The sequence below is a fragment of the Neisseria sp. HMSC064D07 genome (genome assembly GCF_001837185.1).
In the GTDB taxonomy this organism is placed as follows: domain Bacteria; phylum Pseudomonadota; class Gammaproteobacteria; order Burkholderiales; family Neisseriaceae; genus Neisseria; species Neisseria flavescens_C.
Genome location: NZ_KV831694.1, coordinates 1 through 2561, shown reverse-complemented (window position 1 = coordinate 2561; position 2561 = coordinate 1). Strand labels below are relative to the sequence as shown.

At 47.0% G+C, this 2561-nt stretch carries 2 protein-coding genes; one reads left to right on the top strand and one right to left on the bottom strand.

All coding sequences use genetic code 11. The features are described from left to right. Positions 1 to 146 precede the first annotated feature (146 nt). Entirely contained in the window at positions 147 to 1517 is a 1371-nt protein-coding gene (gene ffh, locus HMPREF2608_RS06720) for a signal recognition particle protein (protein WP_070826410.1), read from the bottom strand. A gap of 181 nt (positions 1518 to 1698) precedes the next feature. Between ffh and ccsA the strand changes: the two genes are divergently transcribed. Further along, positions 1699 to 2511: a cytochrome C assembly family protein gene (gene ccsA, locus HMPREF2608_RS06715; protein ID WP_049330837.1), complete on the top strand. Its 813-nt coding sequence runs from the start codon at positions 1699 to 1701 to the stop codon at positions 2509 to 2511. The last annotated feature ends 50 nt before the right edge of the window (positions 2512 to 2561 follow it).

Here is a 2561-nt window from a genome sequence, read left to right as displayed (position 1 = left end):
ATTTTGGGGAATTTTGCAAAGGTCTCGGCCTTTTATATTAGACGTTATAGAATAGAGATGGTTGCTAAAGCCTCATGGTTTTAATCAGAATACAAAACCAAAACGCCGTCTGAAACTTTTCAGACGGCGTTTTCTGTCAAATCGGCTTACAAACCTGGGAACATGCCTTTCATTCCCTTCATACCTTTGGCCAAACGCATCAGTTTGCCCAAGCCGTTGCCGCTGAACATCTTCATCATTTGTTGCATTTGTTCAAACTGTTTGAGTAATTTGTTTACTTCCTGCACGGTCGTGCCTGCACCCATCGCAATACGGCGTTTGCGGCTGGCTTTGAGCAGGGCAGGGTTGGCGCGTTCTTTAGGGGTCATCGAGTTGATGATGGCTTCTACTTTGCCCATCGCTTTTTCAGCCGTGCCTTCGGGAATTTGTTTCGATATTTGACCCAGTTCGCCCGGCATTTTCGACATCAGGTTTTCCAAGCCGCCCATATTGCGCATTTGCTGGATTTGTTCTTTAAAGTCGTTGAGGTCGAAGCCTTTGCCTTTTTGCAGCTTTTTCGCCATTTTGGCGGCGGCTTCTTCATCAATACCTTTTTGAACGTCTTCAATCAGGGTCAATACGTCGCCCATGCCGAGGATACGGCTGGCAAGACGGTCGGGGTGGAAAGGTTCGAGACCGTTGATTTTTTCGCCGACGCCGATAAATTTAATCGGTTTGCCGGTTACATGGCGTACGGACAATGCCGCACCGCCGCGCGAGTCGCCGTCCATCTTGGTCAATACGACACCGGTCAGCGGCAGGGCTTCATTAAATGCCTGAGCAGTGTTCACAGCATCCTGACCCAGCATGGCATCGATGACGAACAAAGTTTCAACCGGGTTGACCGTGGCATGAAGCGCTTTGATTTCGTTCATCATTTCTTCATCGATTGCCAGGCGGCCGGCGGTATCGACCATCAATACATCGTAAAAATGTTTTTTGGCGTAATCGACGGCGGCAGTTGCAATCTCAACCGGTTTTTGGTTGGTATCGGATGGGAAAAAGTCCACGCCGACCTGTTCGGCCAATAGGCGCAGCTGTTCAATCGCAGCAGGGCGGTAAACGTCGGCAGATACCACCAAAACTTTTTTCTTCTGATCGTTTTTCAGCAGGCGGGCGAGTTTGCCGACGGTTGTTGTCTTACCGGCACCTTGCAAACCGGCCATCAAAACAATGGCAGGCGGTGAAACCGACAAATCCAGCGTTTTGTTTTCCTTACCCATCAGGTCGACTAAGGCTTGGTTGACCACGCCGATAAAGGCTTGGTCAGGCGTCAGGCTGCCGACGACTTCTTGGCCAAGGGCCTGTTCTTTGACTGTGTTGACGAATTCTTTAACGACGGGTAATGCAACGTCGGCTTCCAGCAGGGCAAGACGAACCTCGCGCAAGGCTTCTTTAATATTGTCTTCGGTCAGCGTTGATTGGCCGCGAATATTTTTAAGTACCTTGCTGAAGCGGTTGGTCAGGTTGTCTAACATACTTATCCTTGATAATGAGAATAGCTGCCCAATACAGGGCATTCTTTGTTAAAATAAAATTCGGATTATTTTACACGATAGTCCGAAGTTATGCTTCAAGAACACAAACACGACACCAAGGCCGTCTGAAACCCTGCCGGCTGTCCGTCAAGTGTTCATACCTCTATTGAGAAAGATATTTATGCCGATTGTCTTAATCTGCCTTATGCTGGTGTATGCCGGATTGGGCGCATTTTCCTGGTTGCAACATAAAAAGCACAATAATAAGTCTTACCCGCTGAAAACCGAGTTGCTGATTTTGAGCGGCGCATTATTGGTACATGGCGCAGCATTGATGTTCCCTGTATTGCAGGATAGGGTATTGATTACCGGTTTTGGTTATTCGCTCAGTCTGATAGTCTGGCTGATGCTGATGATGTATTGCTTGGGCAGCTTCTTTTATTGTCTGCGCGGAGTGCAACTCTTATTGTATCCCTGTGCCGCATTGACCTTATTGTTGGGTTTCCTTTTCCCGGGGGATTTTTCAGGTCGCCAAATTGTAGACTTATTGCCACTGTCGCACATCGCATCATCATTGCTTGCATACGGATTGTTTGGCATCGTTACCTTATTTGCCATCCTAATCCTTTTAATCAACCGTAATTTGCACAAACGCCGTTTTTCCGCATTGGTCAGCTTCTTGCCGCCATTATTGAGTTTGGAGAAACTCATGTTCCAAGGTATTTGGGCAGGTTTCATTTTATTGACCTATTCAGTTATCAGCGGGACGTTTTTTGCCGAAGCCGTTTTCGGCAAACCCATGACCTTCACGCATAAAACCATCTTCAGTATTATGTCGTGGTTGATTTATGGCGCATTATTGTTGAAACACAGTATGACCGCATGGCGCGGCAAAAAAGCCGCCGTTTGGACTATTGTTGGATTTGTTAGTCTGATTTTTGCCTATGTAGGCAGTAAATTTGTCCTAGAAATTGTCCTTCAACGTATTGGATAAATAGAAAACATAAAAAAGGCCGTCTGAAAGAGCATTTCAGACGGCCTGAG

What these genes read in the sequence shown, in the direction of transcription:
- ffh (WP_070826410.1), bottom strand. Translation starts at nt 1,517, where the DNA reads ATGTTAGACAACCTGACCAACCGCTTCAGCAAGGTACTTAAAAATATT.
- ccsA (WP_049330837.1), top strand. Translation starts at nt 1,699, where the DNA reads ATGCCGATTGTCTTAATCTGCCTTATGCTGGTGTATGCCGGATTGGGC.